We start from the raw sequence: 23,058 nt of genomic DNA on the forward strand, positions 1-23,058 counted from the left end.
GCTCAGAATGAAGACGAGGGCCGGAAACGACGAGACCCGGGCCGCTTCGCGGTCCCGGGCCTCGTTGCAACGACGACGTTGAAGGTCGGGCTAGAGCTTGAAACGCACGCCGACGTAGATCTTCGTCTGGCGCTCGTTGCGATCGCCCTCCAGCAGGTCGATGCGACCGGTGCCGAAGAGGGCGGCGTTCTCGCTGATGTTGACGTCGACGCCGACCTGCAGGTTGCCACCGATGGCCTCGTCGCTGTCGTCGATGTCGACGGTGCCGTCATCGACCTCGGCATCGAGGAAATGGACCCCGAAACCGACTCCCAGGAAGTAGTCGGCGCTGCGCGTCGGCACGACGCCGATCAGGTTGACGCCGACCAGCAGATCGGACTCGTCGACGCCGTCGTCGGAGCTCGACCAGTAGGAGATCTCGGGCTCGAGGTAGCCGCGGATGCCGGTATCCGCCGGCGGCCGGCCGCGATAGCTGTCGCCATCCCAGACGGGCTCGTCGTACTGCCGACCGATGCGGAAGCGCAGGGCGGCCGAGTAGTAGATCTCGGCGGAATCGATGTCATCGGGGTCGGCGAGGCCGAGGCCCAGCCCGAGCTGCAGATCCCGTCCCTCTTTCTGATACCCGTCGCCGTGGGAATCATCCGCCAGGGCGGCGCCGCCGAAGCTCACGGCCAGCGTCAGCGCGATGACGAGTGGTGCGAAGTAACGCTGCTTTGCGAACATTGCGGTTTTCCTCCTCAAGGTACTGCTCGACGAACGACGCTTCCGGGGACGGCCGAGGCCGTGACCCGCAGATCCGCGGAAGCGCTCGATTTCAATTCTCCTGGACTGGCGACGACGATTACGACTCTGCGCTGATTCAAAGACATTAATCGACCGCCGCGGTTGTCCGAACCGGTGTCGGCGCTGCGCATTGAAATTCAGCAATCATGGAGAGCTACGCCGAGAGGATAGCGTAGGGCGACCGCTCGAAGCAAGGTGAAGAAGTTCTTCCGGGAGAGGGATAAACTAGCGTCAAACCTGGATCTCGGGAACTTGACCGGCGCTCGCTGCGAGGTCGGTTGTGGGTAGATCTTCCGGTATTCTCTCCAGCTATCGGGGGAACCTCGGGAGTGGTTCTCGAGCTCTTCGGATCGCACCTCTGCGGGCGGGCTCCTCGGCCCGACGTTTTTCAACGGAGGGAGGGTCATCGATGACGAGCGGTCGCGCCTTTCTCGAGCAGGTCAACCGGGTCTTCGATCGGGCTGCTGCCCTCACCGACCATCCGGCCGGTTTGTTGGCCCAGATCAAGATCTGTAATCGCACCTACAGCATGGAGTTCCCGCTCAAGCGGGACGACGGCTCGATCGAGGTGGTCCGAGCCTGGCGAGCCGAGCACAGCCACCACAAGCTGCCGGTCAAAGGCGGCATTCGCTATGCCCCCAACGTCGACGAGGAGGAGGTCCAGGCGCTGGCCGCTCTTATGACCTACAAGTGTGCCGTCGTCAACGTGCCCTTCGGGGGCGCCAAGGGTGGCGTCCGCATCGAGCGCGGGCGGTTCTCCGACGAGGAGATCGAGCGCGTCACCCGGCGCTACACCTTCGAGCTCTACAGCAAGGGGTTCATCGGGCCCGGCGTCGATGTGCCGGCGCCGGACTACGGTACCGGCGGCACCGAGATGTCCTGGATTCTCGACACCTTCAGCTCGCTGACCACGGAGCCCCTCGATGCTCTCGCCTGCGTCACCGGCAAGCCGGTGGGGCAGGGCGGCATCCGCGGCCGCTCGGAGGCCACCGGCCGAGGCGTCTTCTTCGGCATTCGGGAAGCCTGCGAGAACGCCCCCGATATGGCGGCCCTCGGGCTGGCGACGGGCCTCGAAGGCAAGCGGGTGGTGGTGCAAGGGCTCGGCAACGTCGGCTCCCATGCGGCGCGCTTTCTGCAGCAGGGCGGCGCTCGGTTGGTGGGTCTCGCCGAGTACGAGGGCGCCATCCACTGTGAGGCCGGTCTCGATGTCGACGACGTGATCGAGCATCGCCAGGCCACCGGCTCGATCCTCGGTTTTCCCGGGGCCCGCGACCTGCCGCAGTCCCTCGACGCCCTCGAGCTCGACTGCGACATCCTGGTGCCGGCGGCCCTCGAGGGACAGATCACCCGCGACAACGCGCCGCGGGTGCAGGCCCGGGTGATCGCCGAGGCCGCCAACGGACCACTGACCGCCGCCGCCGACGACCTGCTGCGGGAGCGCGGCGTGCTGGTGCTACCGGATGTCTACCTCAATGCCGGCGGCGTGACGGTGTCCTACTTCGAGTGGCTGCGCAATCTCTCGCACGTGCGCTTCGGGCGCCTCAACCGGCGCTTCGAGCAGGCCGCCAACGCCCGCATCCTGTCGGCCGTCGAAGAGCTCACCGGCAAGGCCTTCGACCAGTCGATCTATGCCCAGGTGGCCCATGGTGCCTCGGAAGCGGACATCGTCGATTCCGGTCTCGAGGAGACCATGATCGAAGCCTATGGTGAGATTCGCGAAGTGCGCGAGCGCTGCGGCGCCAAGGCCGACCTGCGGACGGCCGCTTTCGTCAGCGCCATCGACAAGGTGGCGGTGGCCTACAACGCGATGGGGATCTTTCCGTGAATCGGCGGCTCGCCCTCGCCCCAGGACGGGCCGGGGGCTGGAGCCGGCGCCATCGGCGGGAATTGCTGGTGCTGCGAGGGCTGGTTTGTCTTCTGCTGCTGCTCTCCTGGGCTTGCGGCGGGACCTTGCCGATGGTCGAGCGCCCGAGCGATCCGGCGACGACCCAGCCGCCGGCTCCTTTCGAGTTCCTGGGTTTCGCCGAGATCGCGACCGGCACACGCTACGGCGACACCGAGATCGGGGGCCTCTCGGCGCTGGTCTACCTCCCCGAGGAGGGCATCTACCTCGCCCTCTCGGACGACCGCAGCGAGTACGCCCCGGCACGCTTCTACAGCCTGGCGATCGATCTCTCGGACGGCCGCCTGGACGCTGGGGACGTCGAGGTCAACGGCGTCACCACGCTGCGCTCGGATGGCCAGCCATTTCCTCGCGACAGCATCGATCCGGAGGGGCTGGCTTGGGTTCCGGGACGCGGTCTCTACGTCTCGTCGGAAGGCGACACGCGGGCCGGCGTCGCCCCCTTCGTGCGGCTCTTCTCGCGTGCCGGCGAGGAGCAGGAAGCGCTGCCGGTGCCGACCAAGTTCCTACCCGATGGGACCGGTGAGCGGGGGATACGCTTCAACCTCGGTTTCGAGGCTTTGACCTATCAGGCGGAGACGGACTGGCTGTGGGTCGGCACCGAGAACGCCTTGGTGCAGGACGGCCCGGCAGCGGATGTCGGTCGGCCGAGCCGGGTGCGCCTGCTGGGCTACGACCTCGCCGCCGGCGGGGATCCCGTCGAGCACGCCTATCGCACTGAGCCGGTGGTCGCTGCGGCGGTTCCCGCGGATGCCCTGCGCACCGCCGGCTTGGTCGAGCTGGTGGCCCTCGAAGGGCATCGCTTCCTGGCCCTCGAGCGCTCCTTTTCGGTCGGGGTCGGCACGACGGTGCGCTGCTATCTGTTCGATCTCGCCGCTGCCGTCGACGTGCGCGACGACGGCCTCGTCGGCGCGGCGGTGCCGGTGAAGACGCTGGTCCTCGATCTGGGGGATTTCGGCGTGCCGATGGATAATCTCGAAGGCATCGCCCTGGGGCCGCCGCTGGCCGATGGGCGAGACCTGATGGTGGTGATCTCCGACAACAACTTTTCGGCCGAGCAGCGGACGCTGATCATGGCCTTCGCGCTCGACCGGCGCGTCCTCGAGGAGTGGTGATGAGCTTGCAGGCGGACATCTACGAAAAGCTGGGAGCGTTCTACCTCGGCCGGCCCTACGACCTGAAGACCGGCGAGGGACAGGACGAAGCGCTGCTCTACGACTCGAAGGATCTCTTGACCCACGCCGTCTGTGTCGGCATGACCGGCAGCGGCAAGACCGGTCTGTGCGTCTGTCTGCTCGAAGAGGCGGCGATGGATGGTGTGCCGGCCTTGATCATCGACCCCAAGGGCGACTTGGGCAATCTCCTGCTGACCTTTCCGGACCTGTCGCCGGAGGAGTTCCGTCCTTGGGTCGACGAGGATGCCGCCCGGCGGGCGGGTAAGACGCCGGAGGAGTTCGCGGCGGCCCAGGCGGAGCTGTGGCGCAACGGGCTCGGCCAGTGGGGGCAGACCGGTGAGCGCATTCGGCGGCTGCGCGAGAAGGCCGACTTCGCCATCTACACGCCGGGGAGTGATGCCGGGCGTCCAGTGTCGGTCCTTTCCTCCTTTTCTGCACCGCCGCCGGAGCTGGTGGCGGAGGCCGATTTGCTGCGCGAACGGGTCGCGGTGACGGTTCAAGGGCTCCTCGGGCTGATCGGAATCGATGCCGATCCGGTGCAGAGCCGCGAGCACATCCTGCTCGCCAATCTCTTCGAGCGGGCCTGGCGCAGCGGCCTCGACCTCGATCTCGGTCAGCTCATCCATCAGGTGCAGAACCCGCCGATGCAGAAGGTCGGCGTGCTGCCGATCGACTCCTTCTTCCCGCAGAAGGATCGCTTCGGCCTCGCCATGGCGCTCAACAACCTGCTCGCCTCGCCGGGTTTCTCGACCTGGATGTCGGGCGAGCCCCTGGACGTCGACCGTCTGCTCTACAACCCCGAGGGCAAGCCGCGGGTGGCGATCTTCTCGATCGCCCATCTCGGCGACGCGGAGCGCATGTTCTTCGTCACCCTGCTGCTCAACCAGACCCTCGGCTGGATGCGCAGCCGGCCGGGGACCTCGAGCCTGCGCGCCCTGCTCTACATGGACGAGGTCTTCGGCTACCTGCCGCCGGTGGCCAATCCGCCCTCGAAGCAGCCGCTCCTCACCATGCTCAAACAGGCCCGCGCCTTCGGCCTCGGGTTGGTGCTGGCGACCCAGAACCCGGTCGACCTCGATTACAAGGCCCTGTCGAACATCGGCACCTGGTTTCTCGGCCGCCTGCAGACGGAGCGCGACAAGGCACGAGTGCTCGATGGCCTCGAAGGAGCGGCGGCGAGCGCGGCGGGCTTCGATCGCCAGGCGATGGAGGAGATTCTGGCGGGCCTCGGCAAGCGCGTCTTTCTGCTCCACAACGTCCACGAGGACGGCCCCGAGATCTTCCAGACGCGCTGGGCGATGTCCTACTTGAGGGGGCCGCTGACGCGCTCCCAGATCGATCGCCTGACGCCCGAGGAGGCACCTCCGGCGACGGCCCCGGCGGCTGCGGTGACCGCGGCGCCGGCACCGGAAGCGATTCCAGCACCCGCCCCCCCGGCCACCGCGCCGCCACCGCGGCCGGTTCTGCCGGCGGCGATCGAGCAGCGTTTTCTCGCCCTGCGGGGCCGACCGGGCTCGGACCTCACCTACCAGCCGGCCCTCCTCGGCCTCGGCCGGGTGCACTTCGTCGATAGCCGCAAGGAGGTCGACGAGAGCGAGGAGGTGGCGCTGCTCGCCGAGCTGCCGGCGGACGTGGCCGCCGTCGACTGGTACGAGGCGCGGCAGACGGAGCTGCGCCTCGAAGATCTCGAGGATGAACCGGCAATCCCGACGGCGGCCTTCGCCGAGCTGTCCGCCGCCGCCGGCTCGCAGCGCAGCTACACCTCTTGGAAGAGAGCCTTCTCCGATGCCCTCTATCGCGAGCGCCGCCTCACCCTGCATCGCTGCCCGAGCCTGAAGATGGTGTCGGCGGCGGGCGAGAGCGAACGCGACTTCCGCATTCGGCTGGGAGATCAGGCGCGCGAGGCGCGAGACCAGGCGGTCGACAAGCTGCGCGACAAGGCCGAAAAGAAGCTCGACACCCTCGCCGAGCGCAAGCGCAAGGCAGAGCAGGCGGTCGAGCGCGAGCGCGATCAGGCCCGCGATGCCAAGCTGCAGACCGCGGTGGCCCTGGGGAGCAGCCTGCTGGGGGCGCTCTTCGGCGGCCGCAAGCGCAGCCTGAGCACCGCCGTTCGCGGCGTCGGCCGGAGCTACAAGCAAGGCCAGGATGTCGGACGGGCGCAGGAGAACGTGGCGTCCTACGAACGCCAGATGGCGGAGCTCCAGGCCGATCTCGAGGCCGAGATCGACGCCCTCAAGGAGCGCTACGATCCCCAGCTCCTAGAGCTCGACACGGTCGAGGTCAAGCCGCGGCGCACCGACATCGAGGTGCGCCTGGTGGCCCTCGCCTGGGTGCCGACGGTCGCGGGCCAACCGGCCTGGTAGCTTTTTCTTCTCGCTGGGGGCGGCTCCGCCAGGCCACGGTCCCAAAAGAAAACGCCGGAGCGTTGCGCTCCGGCGTTTCTCGTGACTTCGGTTCGGCCTGCGAACCTTGGCAGTGGGTTAGACGCTGCGCCGGCGCAGGAGGGTCATGGCGCCGAGGGCCAGAAGGCCGATCAAAACCACCAACCCGATTCCACCGAGGGTCGGAATCTCGAGCACGCTACCAATGCCGACGGTGGCGCTCGAGTCGTTGTTGGCGGTCACCGGGTCGCCGTCGAGGGCGGTCGCCGTGGCCGAGTTGAGGACATCGCCCGGCGGGCACCCGGAGGCGTCAACGGTGATGTTGCAGGTCGCCGAGGCTCCATTGGCCAGCGGTCCGACGTTCCAGGTCCAGGGCGGCACATTGAGGGCACCGCAGTCGTCGCTGACGTAGGTGGTGCAGGCATCGAGCATGTCCGTCACCACCACGTCGGTGGCGTCATCGGGACCGTTGTTGGTGACTTCGAGGGTCCAGATGATGTCGCTGCCGACGGCGGCGCCGGTCTTCACCAGGCTCAGGTCTGCCTCGGGAATGGTGCAGGAGCAGGTGGTGAAGTCGATGCCCCAGCTGTTCAAGGTGCCCGAGTCGCCGCCGGCATCGTCCATCACGTCGAGGGTCCAGGTGCCATTGGGATCCTCGCCGATCAGGTTGCTGAAGGCTTCCTCCGGAGCCAGCGCCGTCGCTGCAACCCCGTCGGTGTAGGAGAAGTCGTCGGCGCTGCCCGGAGGTGCCACCGAGCCAGCGCCGTCACCCCAGGTGGTGCCGGCGAAGACATCGTCGTTGCCGCCGCCGTTGTCCGTCGAGATGGTGAGGACCGTGCCCGCCGGCGAGGTCAAGAACATCTCGATGTCGGAGGCGAAGGTGTGAGTGATGTCGGTGTTGAGATTGAGGCCACAGATTGCGTTGATGGCGCCGGAGATGACGATCGTGTCGGAAACCGGGGTGACGTCGTCGAAAGGCGTCCCCGGGCTGTTCGAACCGGAGGCCACGGGATCGAAGATCGGCGGACCCGGCAGAGTGGTGATCGCCAGGGACCAGCTATTGACGGTTCCGGAGTCACCGCCGGCATCGTCCATGACGTCGAGGGTCCAAGTACCGTTCGGATCTTCGCCGAGCAAGGCTCCCAGGGGCTCTTCCGGGGCCACCGTCGTTGCGGCGACTCCATCGGTGTAGGTCGTGTCGTCGACCGGCCCTGGCGGGTTGGCGATGCCGGCCTGATCATCGAACAGGGTGCCAGCGAAGATGTCGTCATTGCCGCCGCCGTTGTCGGTCGACAGAGTGACGATGGTTCCCGCCGGCGAGGTCAGAAAGAACTCGAGATCGCCGGCGAAGGTGTGGGTGATGTCGATGGTGACGTCGACGTCGATAATGAACAGACCGGCGCCGGCGATGGCGATGGTGTCCATGACCGGCGTCACATCGTCGACCGGGGCGCCGGGCGAGCTGCTGCCGGTGCCGGGGGCGGCGGTGACGCAGGCCGGCGGCAGGGTCGGCACAACGTTCTGAGTCCCCGGTCCGATGCGGGCGTCGAGCACGCTGCCGGGATCATCGCCGCCGAGGGCGTCGCTCAGGCGAGCGTAGCGATCGAGTAGCTGGCGGGCGCGCGCCGCCTCGGCGGGATTGCCCTTGATGGTGGCGAGCTCGTCCGAGATGGTGATCATCTCGGCATGCATGTCTTCTTTGGCACCGGCGACGGCCGGCAGGGCGCTGGCGATCATCAGGACGGCGACCACGCCGATGACGATCCAGCCCGGTTGGCTCTGGTTGAGCTTCATCTACAACCCTCCTCTTGGATACCGATGGACTCGGTGTTTTCGATCAGCCCCTGGACGGGAGCTCGCCGCTCCCGATCGACACACTGGAGCCCCTCCGGGAGGAGGTAGGCCCGCACTAAAACTCTTGTAACGAGCGCAATCCTATGGACTTGAGGGAAAACGGTCAAATGTCGACAGCCCATGGGAGGGGCCGTCTGGGCGAGCGCGCGGGCCGTTTGGCTCGCAGCACTACTTTGCGCCTGGAGGGTTGGCTCGACGGTACTACCGCCTCGCGCCTAGCAGGCTGCTGAGAAAGTCGTCGGCAGCCTGCGACCGGGCCCGAGAGGGCTGGGCGCCCCCGGCCCGGCGGCGAAGCCGTGAGACGGGGCCGCCCTGGACGGGGTGAGCCCCTACGCGGGCCGCCGACAATCGAACTTTTTCGGGCCGGGCGCCCCGGGAGCAAACAGCTAGCAGCGTTGGGAAAGTCGCGAAGCGGACTTTTTCAGCAGCCTGCTAATCGCGGTCGTAGTCGTCTTCGTAGCGCACGATGTCGTCCTCGCCGAAGTAGCTGCCGATCTGAACCTCGACGATCTCGACGACCTCCGCACCGGGGTTTTCGATGCGGTGCTTGGCGCCTTGGGGGATGAAGACCGCTTCGCCAGCGCTGGGCGCCAAGATCTCGCCGTCGAGCACGATGCGGGGGGTGCCCTGGACGATTACCCAGTGTTCACTGCGGTGTCGGTGGGACTGGTAGGAGAGTCGCTGGCCGGGCGCGACGCGCAGGATTTTCGACTTGAACCGGTCGCTGTCCCGGAGGATCTCGAAGGACCCCCACGGGCGCTCCTCGAAGGCGTGTTGATGGGCCTCGGAACGCCCCGCGGCGGCGAGCTGCCGGACCACTTCCTTGACGCCTTGGGTGGCGCCCCGGCGGGTGATCAACAGGGCGTCGGCGGTATCGACGATGCGCAGGTCCGAGACCCCCGCCAATCCGTAGACCCGCGAGCCGTGAGGGAAGACGAAGTTGCCCTCGCCCTCGACCTCGACGACGTTCTCGCCGGAAGACCGGACGCGGGCGACTTCGTCCCAGCTCCCGAGGTCACTCCAACCGATGCCGCAAGGCACCGTGGCGAGCTCTTCGAGTTTTTCCATGATCCCGTAGTCGAGACTTTCGCTGGGAAGGTCGCCATAGACCTCGGCGAGGTTGCCGAGGTCCGACCGCAAGCGACGGAGGCCCGACCAGAGTTCGGGCATGAAGCGTTCGAAGGCGGCGATCATGGTGTCGGCTCGGAAGACGAACATGCCGGCATTCCAGAAGAACCGGCCGGCGGCGAGGAAGTCTTCCGCCGTCTGGCGGTCGGGCTTTTCGCGGAAGCCGAGGGAGCGGTAGGCGGCCAGGGGGGGCTCTCCGACCAGGAGCTGGTCGGAGACCTCGATGTAGCCATAGCCGGTGGCGGGCTCCGTGGGGCGAATGCCGAGGGTCACCACCGGCCCCTCGGAGGCACAGCGGGCGGCGATCTCGACGGCGGCTTCGAAGGCCGCCTGGTCGGCGATCAGGTGGTCCGCCGGGAAGATCCCCACGATTTCGTCGCGGCGGCCCTCGAGCTCGAGCTGGCGGCAGAGCAGAGCGACGGCCGGCGCGGTGTTGCGCGCAGAGGGCTCGTAGAGGGCGCGGTCCGGCGCGATGCCAGCCTGCTCCAGAGTTGTCCCGGTGAGATGCTCGCTACCGCGCACGGCGATCACCCGCGGCTCCCCGAGGGGCTGCAGCCGCCGCAGCGTCTTGAGGAGCAGGGACTCATCGAGCAGGAGGTTGAATTGCTTCGGGAAGGAGGCGCGGGAGACAGGCCAGAGGCGGGTGCCGGACCCCCCCGAAAGAACGGCTGGAATCATGGGATCTCTCTCGAAAACGGTTCGCGATCCTCTCCGCGAACGGGCGGATCATATCGTTTTCGAGGCGTCGCCGCGCCGCGATATCGCTGCGGCCGAGGACTTCAGGGGCGTGGTGGACGAATCGTCACCACGGTGTCGCCGTCGCGCAGCGTCACCGCCCCGGCCGGATCCTCCAGCTCGGAGATCCACGGGTAGCGGCGGAGTCCGTCGCTCCAGGACAGCTCTTGCCCCTCGGCCTCGGCGCTCAGGCCGCGCTGGCGCCAGCCGTCCCCGTGCCACTCGAAGGTGCGTTCCGCGATCTGGACCTGCTGCATTTCCGGCTCCGCCCAGTCGACGGTTGGTCCGACGATGACCTCCGAGCCGCTGCGCTCGGCGCGCTCGAGGGCGACAGAGAAGAGGTAGGCGAAGAGCAGCAGGGCGATGATGACCCCGAAGAGGGAGAAGACCGACATGTCGCGACCGACGTTGCGCAAGCGATCTTCGAGGCTCTCGATGAAGCCCTGACGGGGCCCTTCGAGGGCGATTCGACGCTGGACGTGCTGCGCCAGGATCGGTGGCGGCGCGGCGCGCTCGAGGTGCTGTAGGCGACCGACCACTCGGCGCAGCGAGGCGAGCTCGGTGCGACAGCTGGGGCAGTCCGCCACGTGGCGCTCGACCCGCCGGCGGGTGTTCGCCGGGAGCTCGCCGTCGAGGTAGGCGGAGAGTAGCTCGAGGGAGGCGTGTCCGCTCATCAGGTGTTCTCCAAAATACGCCGTAGGCGCTCCCGGCCGCGGGCCAGGCGGGAGCGCACGGTGCCGACCCGCACGCCGGTGACCTCGGCGATCTCGAGGTAGGTCAGGCCTTCCAGGTCGCGCAGCACCACCGCCTCGCGGAAGCGCCGCGGCAAACCGCCGAGGGCCTTCGCGACCTGGCGGCCGGCGTCCTCGGCGGCGGCCCGTTCCTCGGGGCTCCGGCGGGGATCGGGCAGGCGGCCGAGGGTCTCTTCATCGTCCGAAACCGCCGGCAAGCGGGTGCGCCCCAGCTCACTCCGGCAGTGGTTGAGGGCGATGCGGTAGATCCAGGTCTTGAGGCTGGCCCCGCCGCGGAACTTCGCCAAGTGGCGAAACACCCGCAAGAACACTTCCTGGGTGAGGTCAGAGGCTTGATCGCGGTTGCCGCTCAGCCGCCAGGAGAGGTTGAACACCATCTCGGCGTGGTGGGCGTAGACCTCTTCGAAGGCGCTGTCGTCGCCATAGCGATGACGTTCGACGATCTGTAGGTCGCGGGCTTGAGAAGCGGCGGTCACGATCGGTCTCTCGGAAAGCGTCGAGCTCTGCACCGGCCATCCGGTGAGAGAGCCTTCCTCGATAGAGACCCGCGCCGAGCGGAGAAAGTTCCCCGAAGGGTCAGGAGCGGGCGAGCTCGATGGCCTCGACGGTGAGGCTCTGGCCGGCGACTTCGGCGGTCTCGCCGGGGGCCTTGCCGAGCAGGCCGGCGGCGAGCTCCGACTCATAGGAGACGATGCCGTTGTCGGGGTCGCTTTCCCACGGTCCGAGAATCGTCAGCACGGTGTCCTTCGCTCCCCCGGTCAGGCGGACCCGGGTGCCGACTCGCACCTGCGAGGGGTCGATCTGCTCGAAGCGGATGGGCTGAACCCGGCTGAGATCGTGGTTGAGGCTGGCGATCAGCGACGACAGGTACTCGTGGCGCTGGCGGGCCGACTTGTACTCGAAGTTCTCGCGCAGGTCGCCGAGGGCGCGGGCTTCTTCGATCGCCTTGCGATTGGCCGGAATCTCCACCGACACCAAGTTCTCGAACTCAGCACGCTTGGCGCTGATCGACTCCTCGGTGGCGTAGAGGATGTCGCTGACCTCCCCATCGCCGCGCAGCTCCGGGAAGCGCAGCTCGAGGGCGGTGATCAGCTCTTCGCGCTCGTAGGTTTCGAGCATGCCGGCTCGGTCGATGGCATCGACCGCGGCGGAGGCCTGCTCGGCAGTCAGAGCCGAGAGCAGTCGCGGCACCGTGTTGCCGGACTCGAACAGCTTCTTTAGGCGCAGGCGGTAGGGGGCGAGCTCGTCGCGACCGAGGTAGACCAGAATCTGCTGTAGCAGACGCAGTGGGTTGCGCTGGCGCAGGCTTTCGTCCTCGGAAGCACCCTCGGCGAACCACACGAAGGCGCCCGGGGCGCGGTGGGGCTGGGTGAGGGTGGCGTCGAGGAAACGCTCGAAGCCCTTGCTGCCTTGGAGGCTGCGGGCCAGTACCTCGACGGCGCGGGTGTCCGGCTCGTGGGCGATGCGGTCGAGGAAGACGCCCAGGTGGTCGTCGCGCTCTTCGAAGACCAGGCGGTAGGCCTCTTCGCGCAGAGAGCGATCCTCGATGCCGCCGAACAGCTTTTTGAGATTGGAGGTCTCGCCGATCAGGGCAGCCGGCGACCAGGGCAGGTCTTCCGTCGGTAGGCCGGCGCGCTGCAGGGCGTACCAGATCTCGAAAGCCAGGCCGGGCTCGGTGACCAGCGATTCCACCGCCGTCTTGGCGAGCTCGGCGCCCATCTGAGCGCGCAAGTCTTCGTCCCGCGAGCCATCGCGGCGCAGCATGCTCATGCGCTGACGCACCGGGGCTTTGCGGAAGGCGATCCACACCGACTCGACGGCGTCGCCACTCGATTCCGCCCAGGTGTAGGTTTGCTTGGGGCCGGCGAGCACCTGCGGATGCTTGCGGGCGGCGGCCCACCAGGAAGTCCACTTGGAGCTGGTGACCACGCCGTGCAAGGCCGACTTGATATCGCCTGCCTTCAGGGGGCGGTCGTAACTTTCGAGCAGCGCTCGGAGCACTTCCGACGGATCTCCCTGAGCGGCCTTCTTGAGGCCTTCCGGGTCCTCCAGCTTGCGCCGCAGGATGTGCCCTTCGGGCAGAGGCGTCAGCAGCTTGGCGGCGGCCCGGAAGCCGACGTTCATGCCGGAGATGCGGTCGAAGTCGACCTTGAAGGCTTTGAGCGCGAAGTTGGTGTCGACGATGCGGCCGGCGCCCTTGCCGTCCATCAGTACCACCGAGCCGCGCTCGAACTGCATCAGGGAGCGCAGCCGGTCGACCTTCTCCCAGACCTTCTTGAGGTCCTTGGGGGCGAGGTGCAGATTGACCGTCTCGATCATCCCTTCGAGGGCCTGGCGCCCGCTGTAGATCTGACGCAGGGTCTCGAGAATGGCGGCGTGCAGGTCGTCGCCGGCGAGCAGCGGTCCGGCGAGCTCGAGGAGAGCCAGCCGCAGGCCCCAGAACTTGCGCTCCTGGAGCTGCTCGTCGAGCACTCCCAGAAGGGTGCGGGCACGATCCTGCTCGCCGCTGCCGACGAGGGCTCGCGCCGTCCCGACGAAGTAGTCCAGATCCGTCGCGTCCTGGTCGATTCGCGCCAGCCAGTCATCCTCGAGGGCATCGAAGTTGCCCTTCTCGATCTGGCCTCGGGTGTCTCTTGAAACAGCCATCGTGAAGAAAGCGCAACATAGCACACAACGGGAGCCGGTATCGATACCATTTCGCCATGGACGAGTCCGCCGCTGCCGACCTCGCCAGCCGCCTACGCCAGGTGGAGGCGGAAGAGCTCCTGCGCTTGGTTCGCGAGCTGCCCGACGAACAGCTACGGGGCGCCGCCGCGAGGCAGGCGTTGCGCAACCCCTTCGCCGGCTCCGAGGTGATCGTCGCTCTGCTTCGCCGGCCGGCCCTGCGTCACGTCTACGAGCTGCGCCGGGACATCGCCTTTCATCCGCAGACGCCGGAGGCCCGGGCCCTCGAGCTGCTGCCGACGCTCTTCTGGCGCGATCTGGCGGCCCTCGGGACCGAGATGCGGGTCCGACCCACCCTGCGGCGGGCCGCTGACCGTCATCTCATCCGCCGCTTCACCGGCCTCTCCTTGGGCGAGAAAATCGCCCTCGCCAAGCGCGCCGGGCCGGTTCTGATGAGCCATGCGCGCAGCGACCCCAGTCCGGCGGTGATCGCGGCACTGCTCGACAATCCGCGGCTGACGGAGGGCCTGCTGGCGCCGCTGCTGCAGCGCGAGGACGTCAATCCGGCGGTGCTCGAGGTGATCGCCCGCAGCCGCCGCTGGGGCCAGCGCTACGGCATCCGGCGGGCCCTGTGCAGCAATCGCCGGACGCCCCTCGCCACCGCCTTGGCGCTCCTGCCGCTGCTCAAGAAGGCGGACCAGCGGGCCCTCGCCCGGGACCGCCGGGCGGCGCCGCCGGTGCGGCGCCGAGCCAAGCTGCTCGCCGGTGGTTGAGGCCGGTGGGGACGAGTGCCGGCCGGAGGCGCCCGTGGTGCCCTTCCGGGGCATGGGCTTGATATGGTTAAGTCTGGTACAATCTTAAGTTTAGAGATGGGAGAGCCGCAGATCTCACCGATGCCGCGCCAGCGGACCCCGCGGTCCCCTTCGGACGACGCCCTCGGTTCGTCCGACGAGGGGCGTAAACCGCCATGGCAAAAGGAAGGATCGAGCGCTGACGAGGCGTCCTTCGGGCGCTGGCTGCGGCGCCAGCGGGAGGTGCGTGAGATCGACCTGCGAGAGATCGCCGACCGCACCAAGATCAGCCTCCGTTACCTCAAGGCGATGGAGCAGGATCGCTTCGATCTACTGCCGGCGCCGGTGTTCGCCCGTGGCTTCCTGCGCGAGTATGCACGCTACGTCGGACTGAGTCCCGACGAAGTGGTCAATTTCTACCTCTCGGCTCACGAGGAGATGGAGGCTCTCGACGACGAGGGGACGGTCACGCCGCGTCACCGCAGCTCCGTCCTGCGTCACGGATTGCTGCTCGCCCTGGCCGTCGCGCTGATGGTGGCACTGGCGGTTTACGTCGCCTTCTATCTCGAGAATCGCCGCTCCGCCGCGCCCGCCGAAGAGGCGCCCGCGGCGGCGGTGCCGTCGCCGCCGGAGGATGCGGCTCCGGTGTTGCGCGGCGCCGCCCCTGCCGCCCTGCCGGCCACGATGGCGCCAAGCCCCGAGGCGGCTGCTGCAGCGGTGCCGAGGGCACCCCTCGAGGTGACCCTCGACTTCACCGCCGAGTGCTGGGTCGAGGCGCTGATCGACGGCCGTCAGCGTCTCAGCGAGCTGCACGTGCAGGGAGAGTCCCTGTCGTTGACGGCGGAGTCCGAGGTCCTGTTGCGCAAGATCGGCAATGCCGCCGGCGTCGAAGTGCACGTCAACGGTCGGCCCTTCCCGCTCGATGGCTCGGCCGGCCAGGTGGTTCGGGATGTGCGTATCGACCTCGAAGTAGTGGAGGGCCTCCAGACCGAGGCTCCGGCGGTGTGACCGCTCGCTCCGACGATCTTCTCCAACAAGTCGTCACGGGAGACAATCGCCAGCTCAAGTCGCTGGCGGCCCAGGGACTGCTGCCGGTCGAGCCGGCCGATCTGATCCCGGTTCAGGTCGCCCTTTCGGCGGGCGAGGATCCCCAGCTCGCCCTCGAGGCCGATGCCGCTCTGCGCCGCCTCGAGCCCGAGATGGTGAGTCATTTTCTCGAGCGCCAGGCGAGTCAGGCGGAGATCGCCTTCTTCGCCCGCTCGGTGCGCCATCCGCTGATCATGGAAACCATCCTGGCGCGGCGCGACGTTTCCCGCGAGCTACTGGTGGAGCTCGCCGGCAATCTCGAGCCGGACTTCCAGGAGCTTTTGCTGCTGCGCCAAGATGTCGTGGTCGAGGAGCCGGCGGTCCTCGATGCGTTGGAGGGCAATCCTCAGGTCAGCAGCTACTCCCGGCGGCGCATTCGCGAGTACCGGGAGCACCTCTTGCCGCGGCCGCGGCGCGATGATCTGGAACCGGATCATCCCGAGTACGAGGCGACGGACGAGGAGCTCGAGGCGGCCATCGCCCAAGTGCAAGACGAGCTACCGCCGGAGGAGGGCGAGGAGCCGGCGGACGAGCTCACCGGGCTGACGGAATCCCAGATCCGGATGCTTCCGGTGCCGGCTCGCATGCGCTTGACCCGCGGCGCTCGCCACAGCCTGCGCGCCATCCTGGTGCGGGATCCGAATCCTTATGTCGCGGTCGCGGTACTCAAGTTCAATGCCGTCACCGAGCAGGAGATCGAGCAGATTTCCTACAGTCGGCTGGTGGTCGAGGAGGTTCTCGAGCACATCCTGCGATCGCGTCGTTGGGTCAGTAAATACAAGATTGCCTCCGCCTTGGTGCATAATCCCCGCACTCCGGTCGGCGCAGCGGTGCGCATGGTGCCGAGATTGTCGGTCAGGGATCTGCGGAGCTTGAGTCGAGACCGCAATGTGGCGGAACCGGTTCGCGCGACTGCAGGACGTTTGTATAGAATAAAGCGTCGATAGATCCGGCCGCGTGCGCTCCGCGGAGATCAGGATCCAGGCATTTCGCCTTTACCCTCGGGATCGATCAGAGTGGCCAAGAATTACTACGACATCCTGGGCCTCGGCCAGAATGCGACCGACGCCCAGATCCGGGAGCGCTTCAAGGCGATGGCCCGTGAGCGCCATCCGGATCGCTTCCAGGGGGCCGAAAAGGCCGATGCCGAGGTCGCTTTCCAAGATCTGACGGAGGCCTTCAACGTCCTCCTCAACGCCGAGCGCCGGCGCCAGCACGATCTCGAGCTGGCCAATCCGGAGGCGGACCAGCAGGGGGTCGATTCGGCGCAGCTGGCGCGGGTTTACCTGCAGCGCGGCGTCAAGTCCTACCGCGAAAAAAATTATCTCCAGGCGGCCGACAACTTCGATCGAGCCACCAAGGCCGAGCCCGAGAACGCCCTCGGCTGGTACAATTTGGCTCTCGCCTGCAGTCATCAGCAGCGCTGGATGTCGCGCTCTCTGACGGCGATCGCCAAGGCCTGCGAGCTCGCCCCCATGAACGTCACCTACCTCAAGACCGCGGGACGATTGCACGCCCGCGGGGGGCGTCTGACGCAAGCCGAGAAATACTACGAGCAGGCCCTCACCTGGGGCGGTGAGGACGAGACCATTCGCCGTCAGCTCGACGAGGTGCGGAGCTCCAAACGACCGCGCTCCGGTCTCTTCGGGAGGGGGAGCTGATGGTCTCCGTGAAGGCTTACGGTCTGACCGACCGAGGGCTCACTCGGTCTCACAACGAAGACTATTTCGAGATCGACTCGAGTCAAAACCTCTACCTGGTGGCCGATGGCATGGGCGGCCACCGGCACGGCGAAGTCGCCTCGCAGCTCGCCGTGCGCACGATCAAGGACTTCGTCGACAAGACGTCGCACCAGGATGCGACCTGGCCCTTCGTGCCGGAGCCGCGCCTGCGGCGCCAGACCAACGTGCTCAAGATGGCGGTGCGTCTGGCTCACGATCGGGTGATGTACGCCATTCGCGAGGACCGGCGCCTCTTCGGCATGGGGACGACGGTGGTCGGCTTTCTGCTCGATGACGATCAAGCGGCCATCGCCCACGTCGGCGACAGTCGCGCCTACCGGCTGCGCGACGGCCAGCTCGAGCTGCTGACCCAGGACCACACCTGGGTCAACGAGCAGGTGGTGGCGGGTTTCCTCTCCCTCGACCAGGCGCGGGTGCATCCGCTCAAGAACGTCGTCACTCGCGCCCTCGGCGGCGAGAAGGACATCGCCGTCGACGTGCGCGAGGAGCAGGTGCAGCGCGGCGACCTCTACATTCTGTGCTCGGACGGCCTCACCACCATGTTGAGCGATGCCGAGATTCAGGCCGGGGCCGAATCCTCCGCCAGCCTTGCCGAGATCTGCCGCAACCTGGTCGATGCCGCCAACTCCCGCGGTGGCCACGACAACGTCACCGTCATCGCCCTCGGCATCGAGTAGGCCTCAATCGTTGCCGTAGCGGTAGCCGCCGCGGGCTCGCACTCGCAGGCTGCGATCCGCCAACTCCACTTCGACTTTCTGGAAGCCTGACTCGCCCGGCGGATGGCCGCTGCGGTAGCTCAGCAGGTAGTAGCCGCCGTTTTCGCGGCTGATCTGCTTGAGCGGCGAGGCGAAGTTGGTAAAGCGCTCGAAGTAGCGGCCGCCGGTGTCCTCGGCGAGCTGGCTGAGGGCGCCGCTCAGGCTGTGGCGGACATCGCTCGGGCTGATATCGACGCTGTAGACGGCGACGTTGTGATCGTTGAGGGTCTCGACCATCGGTGGGTAGTAGCGCTGGTCGGGGCGGTAGATGCCGCGGTCGTCGACGTCGCCGAAGCCGAGGCCGAAGTAGATCAGGTTCTTGCGTCCGGGCACCGCCCCGGCGGCCTGCGCCAGGTGCTCGAAGGCATCGTAGATGCGCGGCGTCTCGCGGCTCAGGTCGCGGCCGGTGGGCAGTCCCTGGCGCAGGGACGGCACCGCTCCGGCCTCGCCGCTGCGCTCACCGCCGAGGCGGGACGGCCAGTTGCCGCTGGGCTCGCGGCCGGTGGCGGCATTGCGCAGGGCACGGGCCAGGGCCTGGCGATCGCGGGTGAAGTCCTCGTAGACCTTGAGGCGAAAGTCGTAGCCGACCACCGCCACCCAGTCCGCCGGGGCGAGCTCCTGATGCACCCAGCGCACCGTGTCGCGGGCGGCCCTCAACTGCCGCGAGACCAGGTCGATGCTGGTCTGATTCTTCTTCTGATCGTCGAACAGCAGAATGAAGTATCGATCCCGCGGTTCCGTGTCGAGGCGATCGTGCAGCGCGTCCGGAACCTCGAGCAACTCGCGGCTGGAGTAAAAGGTCGAGGCCGTGAGGGCTACCGGCCGGCCGTCCTCACGGACGGTGAAGTCGTCGACACCGAGGCCGAGGACGGCATTGCCGGCCTTGTCCGTCACCACTACGTCGAGCAACACTTCTCGGACCTCGAGCTGCTCTTCGAAGGTGCTCTGCGCCAGCAGCGGGGAGGTGAGGAGCACGAGGAGGGGGAAGAGTCTCTTCATGCCTTCAGTCTACGCACCTCCGGTGTCGAAGGATGCGCCTCCTCCGGCGGATCGGGGAAGCGTGCCATGAAACCGCCTTCGGCCACCGTGCGACGCAAGGCCGACGCTGCGAAGGGCTGCGATTCGCGCGAGCCGAGCAACGAGTCTCCCTGGGCGTCGGCCCAGCGGCACAGGCCGCCATGGAGGGCTGGGAAGGTTCGGCTGAGCAGCAGGGCAGCGTCGACTTCGCTGGCGTGGGCGACGACGCCGGCCTCCAGGCAGCGGGCTGCGGCATTGGCCATGGCGCGCAGTTGGTCTTGCACCAGACGATGCGGATTCGCCGCCACCGAAGAGGGCGCGATGCCGAGCTGGCGGAGCCAGTCCGGCGCCGGCTCGCGGCGCTTGCGGGCCGGGAAGAAGGCGCCTGCCGAGGCGCGCTGCAGAGCGATCCAACGCTCGGCCGCCGCCGGCAGGTTCGCGAGCTCGAGGGTGGCGAGAGTCTCGGCGGTACGCGCCGGACCGACCGCATCGGTGAGGGCGAAGGGCCCGAGCTCGAAGCCCCAGGACACGCTCGCCACGTCGACCTCTTCGAGCCGATGGCCGGCTTCGAGGGCGGCGAAGGCCGAGGCGAGGGCGGCGCAGCGAATGGACTCGACCAAGTGCGCCGCCACCGTCAGCGGCACGAGGTCGAGCTCGCGCAGCCAATGGCGGAGGCGGGCGACGTGGCGCTTCGGAGCGCCTTCAGGAACCACCATTTCGACCAATCGGGAGGCGGTGAAGGGGCCGGCCCAATGCAGGCCGATCGCCGCTGGGTCGCCGTTCGCCGGTTGAAGAAGGGCGCGCGGGGCGTCCGCCGGGAGGGACGATACGGAGCCGTCTCCGATCACCAGGTCTTCCGGTCGCGGGGCGACCGGCGTCAGGCTGGGATGCAGGTGCTGGTGGTGGCCTTCGGCCAGCGATGGCAGCGCCTGATGGAGGCGCGCCACCGTCGCGCCGAGCTGTTGGGCGTCCGGCGCGATCAAGCGCACCGGCCGTTGCCGGCGCTGCAGACTGCGTTGGGCGAAGGCTTCGAGGGCAGGCGAGTTGCCTTCGCAGTGGATCACGCCTTGGCCGCTGCTCGGCTCGCCGAGCTCGCTCGTTGCGGCGCCGTCGTCAGCCGTGGTCTCGCCGTCGGCGGTTTCGAGGCGATGGATCACAGCTTCGGCATAGAGCAGGTTCTTGGCCTGGGGCGTCACGGCGAGATCGGCGATCGCCTCGGCCTCGGCTTCGAGGCCGGCGGTCTCGCCGCGCTCGACCGCTGTCCTGAGCACTTCGAGAGCCCGCAGGGGCGCCGGCAGCAGATCGCGGCTGCGGGCGTGGATGCGCCGACGCGCCTCTTCGAACAGGCGCCTTCGGGTCACCGGGTCGTGCTCCAGGAGGCGCTCGCCGAGGCTCGGCTCGGCGCCCAGGCGGCGGGCCCGCTGCAGCTTCTGCTCGGCGAAGCTCCGCACCTGGGCGAGGAACCCGGCCGCCGGCAGGAGGGCTTCGGCGAAACCCAGCTCCACCGCTTCGGCGGCGCTGAGGCAGCGTCCCTCGAGGATCATCTCGAGGGCATCGGTGAGGCCCAGATAGCGCGGTAGTCGAGTGCATCCGCCCCACCCGGGGAGCAGGCCCTGCTCCACTTCCGGTAGGGAGATTTCGGTCGACGGGTGATCGCAGACCACCCGGAAGGTCGAGGCCATGGCGAGCTCCGAGCCGCCTCCTAGGCAGCGCCCCCGAATCGCGGCGATGGTGGGGAAGGGCAGGCTCTCCCAGCGATCGAAGAGATGCTGGCCGAGGCGTGCGCCCTCGCGCGCCAGGGCCGGATCGGCGAGCGCCGCCAGCGCCGCGGGATCGGCGCTGGCCATGAACTCGCGCGGCTTGCCCGACAGCAGCACCAGGCATTCGATGTCGCGCCGCCGGTGGAGTCGTTCGATGACGTGCCGGAGCTCTTCGAAGGTGGCGAGATCGAAGACGTTCTGAGATCGCCCCGGAGTGTCGAAGGTGAGGGTGGCGAGAGGGCCGGCAGAGCTTTCGAGCTGGAAGCGATGCATGAGCTTCAGGCGGCCGTGCCGGCGTAGAGGGCGGCGATGCGTTCCGCGAAACGCTCGTTGACGACCCGCCGCTTGAGTTTCTGGGTCGGCGTCAGCTCGCCGCCTTCGACGGTCCACTCGGCGTCGAGCAGATCCCAGGCGACGATTTCCTCATAGTGGGCGAGCTGCTGATTGGCGGCGGCGACTTCGCTCTCGAAGAGCTCTCGGACGGCGGGATCGGCGACCAGGTCCTGCGGGTCCTTCGGCAGTCCCTGGTTGCGGGCCCACACCTCGAGGTTCTCGAAATCGGGAACCAGCAGCGCGGAGAGGAACTTTTGCCGATCGCCGATCACCATCGCCTGCGAGACGAATCGGCTCGCCTTGAGGGTGTTTTCGATCGGCGCCGGTGCGATGTTCTTGCCATAGGCGTTCACGATCAGCTCCTTCTTGCGGTCGGTGATGCGCAGGAAACCCTCGTCGTCGATCTCGCCGATGTCGCCGGTATGGAACCAGCCCTCGTCGTCGATCACCTCGGCGGTGGCCTCGGGGTTGTTGTAATACCCCTTCATGATGTTGGGGCCCCGGGCCAGGATCTCGCCGTCTTCGGCGATCTTGATCTCGACCTCCGGAATCACCTTGCCGACGGTGCCGAGCTTGACCGCGCCAGGACAGTTGCTGGTGATGGTCGGAGAGGTTTCGGTGAGGCCATAGCCCTCGTAGATCGGGATCCCTGCGCTCCAGAAGAATTCAGCGACGTCGCGCGCCAGGGGGGCACCGCCGGAGACCGCGAACTCGAAGCGGCCGCCGAGGCGCGCCTTGATGGCACTGAACACCAGGCCATCGGCGAGGGCGAGCTGGAGGCCGAGGAAGCCCGAAGGATGGTCCCCGGTGAGACGGTACGGCAGCGAGCGCCGACCGACATCCTCGGCCCAGGCGAAGAGCTTCTGCTTGATGCCGGAGCCGGCGGCGACGCTCTCCCGCACCTTGGCGAGCACCTTCTCGTAGACCCGCGGCACGGAGACGAAGACGTGCGGCTTGATCTCCTGGAGATTCTGCCCGACGGAGTGAATCGACTCGGCGAAAGCGATCGACACGCCGCGGTAGTAGTAGCAGTAGCCGACGGTGCGCTCGAAGACGTGGGAGAGGGGCAGGAAGGACAGGGCGACATGGTCGCTGCGGATGTCCTGCAGGCTGAGGCCGGCGCTGACGTTGGAGACGAAGTTGTGGTGGGTGAGCATGACCCCCTTCGGCAGACCGGTGGTGCCGCTGGTGTAGACCAGGCTGGCGAGATCGTCCGGGGCTACCGCCGCGGCGCGCTCGTCGAAGGCGCTGCGGTCGTAGCCGCCGCCGGCGGCGAGCAGGTCGTCGTAGGTCGCGACCTCCTGAGGGGCCTCGCCTTCGATCAGCACGAAGCGTTCGACGGCGGGCAGATCGGCGCGCCGTGCGAGCAGCTCCGAGAGCTGGGCCATGGTGTGGGCGAAGACGATACGGGCGCCGCTGTCGGCGATCACGTAGGCCGCCTGCTCCGGCAAGAGTGTCGGGTAGACCGGCACCGTGGCGGCACCGCTGCACAGGGTGGCGAAGTCGATGATCGGCCAGTGCGGGCCGTTGTCGGCCATCAGGGCGACGCGGTCTCCGGGCGCGATGCCGAGATCGATCAGCGTCTTGCTGAGGCGACAAACCCGGTCGCTGAGCTCGGCCGTCGACACCGGCCGGTACTCGCCGTCGACCTTGTGCATCAAGTGTTGCTTCTTGTGGAAGCCGGATGTGACTCGAAAAACGTCGCACAAGGTCCGGATCGGCATGCGTTCGGCGCCCCCTTGGGAGAATGAAAAGACTCCCGAAAATTGTAGTGCTTGAAGTACCGATTGGAAAATCGGCCGTTCCTGGCCGAGGAACCTCCGGTAGGAAACCGGTGGCCGGCAGGCGGGAAAGATGGTCGGGGCGAGAGGATTTGAACCTCCGGCCTCACGGTCCCGAACCGTGCGCTCTACCAGGCTGAGCTACGCCCCGAATCGGGTCGTCTCCGCGGCAGCGAAGACGGGAAGCGGGTGATGGCAACCCGCGAAGCACGCGCGGGGAGCCCCGCGCGGACGGGGAACGATAACCCCGCAGGGGGCGGCCGGTCAAGGGCCAATTCGGGCCCTTCCGGGGGCGCCTTCGGGACCGCCCTCGAAGGCCCGGCGAGTCGCCTCGTGGCAGCCCTTCCCTTGCGGCTTCTTCCTACGATCGCCTATCCTTGCGGGCAGCCTGCTTCCGGGAATGTATCCACCTTTCTTT

The 23,058-nt window shown here is 67.7% G+C and carries 17 protein-coding genes and 1 tRNA gene; 8 read left to right on the forward strand and 10 right to left on the reverse strand.

Annotated features, from left to right (window positions below; all coding sequences use genetic code 11):
* Positions 1 to 90 precede the first annotated feature (90 nt).
* Positions 91 to 723, reverse strand: a complete 633-nt coding sequence (locus tag AAF604_04925) for a hypothetical protein (protein MEM7048977.1) — start codon at positions 721 to 723, stop codon at positions 91 to 93.
* A gap of 469 nt (positions 724 to 1,192) precedes the next feature.
* Here AAF604_04925 and AAF604_04930 point away from each other — a divergent pair, with 469 nt between their 5' ends.
* The 3 genes from AAF604_04930 to AAF604_04940 are packed head-to-tail and all read left to right on the forward strand — an operon-like array spanning position 1,193 to position 6,224.
* The gene (locus AAF604_04930) at positions 1,193 to 2,608 is read left to right on the forward strand and encodes a Glu/Leu/Phe/Val dehydrogenase (protein ID MEM7048978.1); all 1,416 of its coding nucleotides are present in this window, start codon (positions 1,193 to 1,195) and stop codon (positions 2,606 to 2,608) included.
* Positions 2,605 to 3,801: an esterase-like activity of phytase family protein gene (locus AAF604_04935; GenBank protein MEM7048979.1), complete on the forward strand. Its 1,197-nt coding sequence runs from the start codon at positions 2,605 to 2,607 to the stop codon at positions 3,799 to 3,801. Before AAF604_04930 ends, AAF604_04935 begins: the two co-directional genes overlap by 4 nt.
* Positions 3,801 to 6,224: a DUF87 domain-containing protein gene (locus AAF604_04940; GenBank protein ID MEM7048980.1), complete on the forward strand. Its 2,424-nt coding sequence runs from the start codon at positions 3,801 to 3,803 to the stop codon at positions 6,222 to 6,224. The genes AAF604_04935 and AAF604_04940 overlap by 1 nt, the downstream gene beginning before the upstream one ends.
* Positions 6,225 to 6,341: 117 nt before the next feature.
* Here the strand turns inward: AAF604_04940 and AAF604_04945 are convergent, their stop codons facing one another.
* The 5 genes from AAF604_04945 to AAF604_04965 all read right to left on the reverse strand — a co-directional run bounded on the left by AAF604_04945 (position 6,342) and on the right by AAF604_04965 (position 13,357).
* Positions 6,342 to 8,036 (reverse strand): proprotein convertase P-domain-containing protein, encoded by a 1,695-nt coding sequence (locus AAF604_04945; protein MEM7048981.1) that lies wholly within the window; start codon positions 8,034 to 8,036, stop codon positions 6,342 to 6,344.
* A 492-nt stretch (positions 8,037 to 8,528) separates the two neighbouring features.
* The gene (locus AAF604_04950) at positions 8,529 to 9,902 is read right to left on the reverse strand and encodes a mannose-1-phosphate guanylyltransferase/mannose-6-phosphate isomerase (GenBank protein MEM7048982.1); all 1,374 of its coding nucleotides are present in this window, start codon (positions 9,900 to 9,902) and stop codon (positions 8,529 to 8,531) included.
* A gap of 101 nt (positions 9,903 to 10,003) precedes the next feature.
* Positions 10,004 to 10,633: an anti-sigma factor gene (locus AAF604_04955; protein MEM7048983.1), complete on the reverse strand. Its 630-nt coding sequence runs from the start codon at positions 10,631 to 10,633 to the stop codon at positions 10,004 to 10,006.
* Positions 10,633 to 11,187 (reverse strand): sigma-70 family RNA polymerase sigma factor, encoded by a 555-nt coding sequence (locus AAF604_04960; protein ID MEM7048984.1) that lies wholly within the window; start codon positions 11,185 to 11,187, stop codon positions 10,633 to 10,635. Before AAF604_04960 ends, AAF604_04955 begins: the two co-directional genes overlap by 1 nt.
* A gap of 100 nt (positions 11,188 to 11,287) precedes the next feature.
* Entirely contained in the window at positions 11,288 to 13,357 is a 2,070-nt protein-coding gene (locus AAF604_04965; GenBank protein ID MEM7048985.1) for a GreA/GreB family elongation factor, read from the reverse strand.
* A 56-nt stretch (positions 13,358 to 13,413) separates the two neighbouring features.
* Here AAF604_04965 and AAF604_04970 point away from each other — a divergent pair, with 56 nt between their 5' ends.
* From AAF604_04970 to AAF604_04990, 5 genes are all read left to right on the forward strand, one after another.
* Positions 13,414 to 14,148: a hypothetical protein gene (locus tag AAF604_04970; GenBank protein ID MEM7048986.1), complete on the forward strand. Its 735-nt coding sequence runs from the start codon at positions 13,414 to 13,416 to the stop codon at positions 14,146 to 14,148.
* Between the two features lie 96 nt (positions 14,149 to 14,244).
* Positions 14,245 to 15,174, forward strand: a complete 930-nt coding sequence (locus tag AAF604_04975) for a helix-turn-helix domain-containing protein (protein MEM7048987.1) — start codon at positions 14,245 to 14,247, stop codon at positions 15,172 to 15,174.
* Entirely contained in the window at positions 15,171 to 16,199 is a 1,029-nt protein-coding gene (locus AAF604_04980) for a hypothetical protein (protein ID MEM7048988.1), read from the forward strand. Before AAF604_04975 ends, AAF604_04980 begins: the two co-directional genes overlap by 4 nt.
* A gap of 69 nt (positions 16,200 to 16,268) precedes the next feature.
* Entirely contained in the window at positions 16,269 to 16,913 is a 645-nt protein-coding gene (locus AAF604_04985; protein ID MEM7048989.1) for a DnaJ domain-containing protein, read from the forward strand.
* Positions 16,913 to 17,671: a Stp1/IreP family PP2C-type Ser/Thr phosphatase gene (locus AAF604_04990; protein MEM7048990.1), complete on the forward strand. Its 759-nt coding sequence runs from the start codon at positions 16,913 to 16,915 to the stop codon at positions 17,669 to 17,671. The genes AAF604_04985 and AAF604_04990 overlap by 1 nt, the downstream gene beginning before the upstream one ends.
* Before the next feature lie 3 nt (positions 17,672 to 17,674).
* Here AAF604_04990 and AAF604_04995 read toward each other — a convergent pair whose 3' ends face one another.
* The 4 genes from AAF604_04995 to AAF604_05010 form a co-directional block, all read right to left on the reverse strand.
* A complete protein-coding gene (locus tag AAF604_04995) occupies positions 17,675 to 18,748 on the reverse strand; it encodes a VWA domain-containing protein (GenBank protein ID MEM7048991.1) in 1,074 nt (357 codons plus the stop codon).
* On the reverse strand, positions 18,745 to 20,799 hold the full coding sequence (locus tag AAF604_05000) for an enoyl-CoA hydratase-related protein (GenBank protein ID MEM7048992.1): 2,055 nt from the start codon (positions 20,797 to 20,799) through the stop codon (positions 18,745 to 18,747). The genes AAF604_04995 and AAF604_05000 overlap by 4 nt, the downstream gene beginning before the upstream one ends.
* Before the next feature lie 5 nt (positions 20,800 to 20,804).
* Complete coding sequence (locus AAF604_05005; GenBank protein MEM7048993.1) at positions 20,805 to 22,517, reverse strand: long-chain fatty acid--CoA ligase; 1,713 nt, start codon at positions 22,515 to 22,517, stop codon at positions 20,805 to 20,807.
* A 197-nt stretch (positions 22,518 to 22,714) separates the two neighbouring features.
* Positions 22,715 to 22,791 (reverse strand) — tRNA-Pro (locus AAF604_05010).
* Positions 22,792 to 23,058: the final 267 nt, after the last annotated feature.

The organism is Acidobacteriota bacterium (assembly GCA_039028635.1).
Taxonomy (GTDB): domain Bacteria; phylum Acidobacteriota; class Thermoanaerobaculia; order Multivoradales; family JBCCEF01; genus JBCCEF01.

Excerpts from the sequence above, each read along its gene's own strand:
- AAF604_04945 (MEM7048981.1), bottom strand. The coding sequence starts at position 8,036 with ATGAAGCTCAACCAGAGCCAACCGGGCTGGATCGTCATCGGCGTGGTC.
- AAF604_04930 (MEM7048978.1), top strand. The coding sequence starts at position 1,193 with ATGACGAGCGGTCGCGCCTTTCTCGAGCAGGTCAACCGGGTCTTCGAT.
- AAF604_04950 (MEM7048982.1), bottom strand. The coding sequence starts at position 9,902 with ATGATTCCAGCCGTTCTTTCGGGGGGGTCCGGCACCCGCCTCTGGCCT.
- AAF604_04975 (MEM7048987.1), top strand. The coding sequence starts at position 14,245 with ATGGGAGAGCCGCAGATCTCACCGATGCCGCGCCAGCGGACCCCGCGG.
- AAF604_04965 (MEM7048985.1), bottom strand. The coding sequence starts at position 13,357 with ATGGCTGTTTCAAGAGACACCCGAGGCCAGATCGAGAAGGGCAACTTC.
- AAF604_04925 (MEM7048977.1), bottom strand. The coding sequence starts at position 723 with ATGTTCGCAAAGCAGCGTTACTTCGCACCACTCGTCATCGCGCTGACG.
- AAF604_05000 (MEM7048992.1), bottom strand. The coding sequence starts at position 20,799 with ATGCATCGCTTCCAGCTCGAAAGCTCTGCCGGCCCTCTCGCCACCCTC.
- AAF604_04955 (MEM7048983.1), bottom strand. The coding sequence starts at position 10,633 with ATGAGCGGACACGCCTCCCTCGAGCTACTCTCCGCCTACCTCGACGGC.
- AAF604_04990 (MEM7048990.1), top strand. The coding sequence starts at position 16,913 with ATGGTCTCCGTGAAGGCTTACGGTCTGACCGACCGAGGGCTCACTCGG.
- AAF604_04995 (MEM7048991.1), bottom strand. The coding sequence starts at position 18,748 with ATGAAGAGACTCTTCCCCCTCCTCGTGCTCCTCACCTCCCCGCTGCTG.
- AAF604_04970 (MEM7048986.1), top strand. The coding sequence starts at position 13,414 with ATGGACGAGTCCGCCGCTGCCGACCTCGCCAGCCGCCTACGCCAGGTG.
- AAF604_05005 (MEM7048993.1), bottom strand. The coding sequence starts at position 22,517 with ATGCACAAGGTCGACGGCGAGTACCGGCCGGTGTCGACGGCCGAGCTC.
- AAF604_04940 (MEM7048980.1), top strand. The coding sequence starts at position 3,801 with ATGAGCTTGCAGGCGGACATCTACGAAAAGCTGGGAGCGTTCTACCTC.